This window comes from Methanospirillum sp., from assembly GCF_028679455.1.
In the GTDB taxonomy this organism is placed as follows: domain Archaea; phylum Halobacteriota; class Methanomicrobia; order Methanomicrobiales; family Methanospirillaceae; genus Methanospirillum.
In genome coordinates this window covers 1-3691 of the sequence record NZ_JAJRBM010000247.1, presented here as the reverse complement: position 1 = coordinate 3691, position 3691 = coordinate 1, and the positions used below count along the sequence as shown (strand labels likewise).

Annotated in this window: 5 protein-coding genes, 1 tRNA gene and 1 pseudogene; 4 read left to right on the top strand and 3 right to left on the bottom strand. The window is 44.5% G+C overall.

Annotation, left to right across the window (positions count from 1 at the left end; genetic code table 11):
• Positions 1 to 675: hydrogenase formation protein HypD (hypD, locus tag LUQ50_RS08295; protein ID WP_300039013.1), on the bottom strand; the 675-nt coding region annotated here is incomplete at its 3' end.
• Between the two features lie 8 nt (positions 676 to 683).
• Between hypD and LUQ50_RS08290 the strand changes: the two genes are divergently transcribed.
• Positions 684 to 1760 carry a mechanosensitive ion channel domain-containing protein gene (locus LUQ50_RS08290; RefSeq protein ID WP_300039010.1) on the top strand — a complete coding sequence of 359 codons (1077 nt, stop codon included), beginning with the start codon at positions 684 to 686 and terminating at the stop codon, positions 1758 to 1760.
• 71 nt (positions 1761 to 1831) lie between these two features.
• A tRNA-Thr gene (locus tag LUQ50_RS08285) sits at positions 1832 to 1904 on the top strand.
• 221 nt (positions 1905 to 2125) lie between these two features.
• Here the strand turns inward: LUQ50_RS08285 and LUQ50_RS08280 are convergent.
• Both LUQ50_RS08280 and LUQ50_RS08275 read right to left on the bottom strand, forming a co-directional pair.
• Positions 2126 to 2284 carry a hypothetical protein gene (locus LUQ50_RS08280; RefSeq protein WP_300039007.1) on the bottom strand — a complete coding sequence of 53 codons (159 nt, stop codon included), beginning with the start codon at positions 2282 to 2284 and terminating at the stop codon, positions 2126 to 2128.
• A gap of 278 nt (positions 2285 to 2562) precedes the next feature.
• Positions 2563 to 2907: a hypothetical protein gene (locus LUQ50_RS08275; protein WP_300039004.1), complete on the bottom strand. Its 345-nt coding sequence runs from the start codon at positions 2905 to 2907 to the stop codon at positions 2563 to 2565.
• A 214-nt stretch (positions 2908 to 3121) separates the two neighbouring features.
• Here LUQ50_RS08275 and LUQ50_RS15950 point away from each other — a divergent pair, with 214 nt between their 5' ends.
• Positions 3122 to 3502 carry a transposase family protein gene (locus LUQ50_RS15950; protein WP_367278978.1) on the top strand — a complete coding sequence of 127 codons (381 nt, stop codon included), beginning with the start codon at positions 3122 to 3124 and terminating at the stop codon, positions 3500 to 3502.
• Positions 3499 to 3691, top strand: a pseudogene (locus LUQ50_RS08270) (ISL3 family transposase); the annotation flags it as partial. The gene LUQ50_RS15950 and the pseudogene LUQ50_RS08270, both read left to right, overlap by 4 nt.

Here is a 3691-nt window from a genome sequence, read left to right as displayed (position 1 = left end):
TGCATTTTCAACCAGACAAGAACCAGCCCAGACCTGTTCAGCGAGCATACACAACCCGAGTAAAATATCGTCTGCCTCAAAACCGGCGACAACCTGCGGAACCGGAAACTGGAGATATTCCTCAATACCAGAAACCACAAGAACATGACCGGGAAGCATAAACCCATCAAGCCGTGCCTCACCCTGTGAAAGAAGCCACTTCATTGCAGGAGGAACAATACGGTGAAATGAAAGAATAGAGAAGTTTTTAGGCGGATTTGTCAGCAGCATTGCTGCAACCGTGGGGGCAGTCGTCTCAAATCCGACCGAGACAAAGACAACCTCCTTATCCGTCTTTTGAGCGATCTCAATGGCTTTATGGACGCCCTGCACAATCCTGACATCGCCACCGCTGCTCTCCAGGGTTCCCTGTGACCCGGGAACCCGGAGAAGATCACCATACGTTGCGATGATACACCCTTTTTCGGCAAGTTCGAGTGCGGCGTCGATCTCACCCTGGGGAGTAATACACACCGGACAGCCGGGACCCATCACGATCTTCAGATTCTCAGGGAGCATACTCCGGATTCCATTTCTTGCAATGGCGGCCTCATGTGTCCCACAGACATGCATAAAGGTCATCGGACGGTCGGTCAGCTCCGCAAGTTTCTGTGCAATCGGATTATCATGGGCCATAATCCTGTATGTATAAGTCCGCTGAACATAAACCTGATTGCATGCCCTTTGGAAATATCCCCGCCATACTGGTCATTATGCTTGGTTGCACACTGGCCATCATACTCTTTCTTGCCGGACCCAGGTTACGTTCACGGATGGAGAGTTCAGAAGGGGGGATCACCCGGGTCGCCATCTCTGCATTGCGTATTCCTGCAGTCATCTCAATTCTGGCGATAACCATATTTTTAGTCCTTCGATATGTAGCAGAACTTCCTGACCTTGTTCATCAGATCGTAGAGAGTCCCTTCGCCCAGGTATTGTATGTCATCATCGGAGCCTTCGTATTCGCGTATTTCCTGAAAAATTTTCTTGAGTTATATGAAACCAAGATCAGTTCACATACGGAGTCTGATTTTGATGATAAACTGCTTCATTTTCTCCAGAGCGTATATGGATATGTCATCGGAATAGGGGCATTTTTCATGATCTTATCGGTCCTGAAGATTGATATCACCCCTCTTCTGGCAACCGGAGGTCTTGTTGGTATTATCGTAGGACTGGCTGCCCAGGATACCTTTGGAAACTTTTTTTCCGGTGCGATGATCGCAGCAGACCAGCCATTCAGGGAAGGAGATCGTATCGAAATCCAGGGGGTGATAGGAGATGTGATAACAGTGGGGCCCCGGAGTACCCGCATCCAGACCCTTGATAGTCAATTAGTATCTGTGCCAAATAAGATCCTAACCGAGAATATGTTGACCAACTATGTGCTTCCCGATATCTCACAAAAGGTCAGGATCACGATAGGAGTAGGGTATGATTCAGATGTGGAACTTGTGCGATCCACCCTCCTTGCGGTGGCAGCAGAGGGAGTTAAAGAGGGGTTTGTTATGAGCGAACCAAAGCCGGTTGTCTATTTCCTGAATTTCGGGGCATCTGCGCTGACATTTCAGCTGCTGGTCAGGACCGATCAGTACGATCAGACACCCGAGGTTCAGGATTATCTGAATACCCATATCAACCATGCATTCAAGAAAGCAGGAATCGAAATCCCATATCCGCAGATGGACCTTCACCACAAATCCTCCCCACCACATATTTAAATGACTATTCGAAGGACAGGACGACGAGCGTTAAGTTTATATTGTGATGTTGAGTATATGTAAAGGCACAAGCCTCAGTGGCTCAGCCGGTAGAGCGCGTCCTTGGTAAGGACGAGGTCGCGAGTTCAAATCTCGCCTGAGGCTCTCGTAAACGTTTCCAGAGCCCCATTGTGAAACATGGGTGAAACGTGCTTTTTTTCCTTCACCTGATGATTAAGATCTATCTTCTTATATTGTCGATACTTTTTCGGACCGGTGAAAAATACCCTTCTCGTATCTGGCCGGTATTGTCAGGGATAACATGAGTCGTTGCATCTTGAGGAAGAAAAACCGGGGCTTCTCGTTCGAATATGAAAGGGGTAATCTTACTGAATGTCCATCAATTCTTCGTATTGTGCCCGGTGGATCTTTTTCATCTTCCCCTGGTGGATTTCTGATAGTCTTCCCTTCCCCATACCGATCAACTTCCCGATCTTCTCATAACTCATCCCGTCTTTTTGCAGTTCTGCCACGCGTGCCGCCATCTGAGATCGTATCTCATCCGTCACAATGATCCATTCACCCGGGTACTCGTTTCCGGCGTGTTAACAATATTGTTAATTTCAAACCGTTCTGGGTTTGATATCTCTTCATTTTGAGTTTTGTCTTCCTGGCGGTCCGGTTAATGGTTAACAATAGGATCTGGTTCTGACTCATCAGGAAAGTTAAAGATTGATTTCCAGTGGAGAGAATTCAAAATTTCAAATACGAAGAAAAGACGAAGATTCGGATATAAATCGCTATAATGGATAGCACGATCTCTCTATTTCAATGTTAATTCATTATCTGCGAGTATTTCTTTCCCAAGCCTGGTTATCATATATTCCAAATGGGGAGGAAACTTACGACGACCGCCATCATGGTGGCTGAATGCCCTCAGATATGTAGAAAAATTAGGGGAATTTACAGAAGGAACCGGATTAAACTTCACTATCAACTTAAGATATACTAATTTCTCGATACTGCTATTCCTAATTTTTCCATAATCCTTCAGATAAAACTCATCCTTGAATTTTCCTTTTATTAATTCCCTCTTATGAGTCAACCCTTCTTCTGCAACTCCTTTTAATATAGCAATCTGGTACCAAGTTAGAGGCACTTTTTTCATGACTGGTAATATCAATGCCAATATCACTAAAGATTTTCGCCTCTTCTGTGTTTTGAGTGGGTAACTTTATGTTAGTTTTCGTTTTAACCGAATCTCCGCGAAGTGGGGATGCTTGCCCATCCCCACGATCCTATCACACTATGGGGGAGGGTTTGGGAATGGGGGCGTAGCCCCCCTTCCTGATTTTATCTTCTCAAACCAACTATGATCTGATATGATGGAAACTGAACTCTTTCAGGCTGTCCTTAATCTTCAATCTCCATGGAAGATTACAAAAATAGACTTTATCTCCGAATCTCGACTTTTAGAAATATGGATTGATTTTATTCCCGGTTCAGAATTTGATTGTTCAAAATGTTTTCATCAAGGATGTAAAGGGTATGACACTGAGGAAAAGACATGGAGACATCTAAATTTCTTCCAATATCGGTGTTACCTACATTGCAGGGTCCCTCGAGTAACATGTCCAAATTGTGGGGTTATTCAAGTTGATATCCCTTGGGCAAGGAAGAAAAGTGGTTTTTCGCTCTTGATGGAATCATTGATTCTGATTATGGCCATGGATATGCCCATTTCTAAAGTTCATCTTTGTTGAACGAGGATGATGGACGTGTTTGGAGAGTAGTCGATCATTATGTTTCTGATGCTCGTAAAAATGAAGATTATTCAAATATTCGGGTTATAGGGTTTGATGAGACTTCTTCACGCAGGGGACATAATTATGTAACAATAGCCGTTGATTTGGATTCCTATAAGGTTATTTTCGCAACAGAAGGGAAAGATC

What these genes read in the sequence shown, in the direction of transcription:
- LUQ50_RS08275 (WP_300039004.1), bottom strand. Translation starts at nt 2,907, where the DNA reads ATGAAAAAAGTGCCTCTAACTTGGTACCAGATTGCTATATTAAAAGGA.
- LUQ50_RS08290 (WP_300039010.1), top strand. Translation starts at nt 684, where the DNA reads ATGTATAAGTCCGCTGAACATAAACCTGATTGCATGCCCTTTGGAAAT.
- LUQ50_RS15950 (WP_367278978.1), top strand. Translation starts at nt 3,122, where the DNA reads ATGATGGAAACTGAACTCTTTCAGGCTGTCCTTAATCTTCAATCTCCA.
- LUQ50_RS08280 (WP_300039007.1), bottom strand. Translation starts at nt 2,284, where the DNA reads ATGGCGGCACGCGTGGCAGAACTGCAAAAAGACGGGATGAGTTATGAG.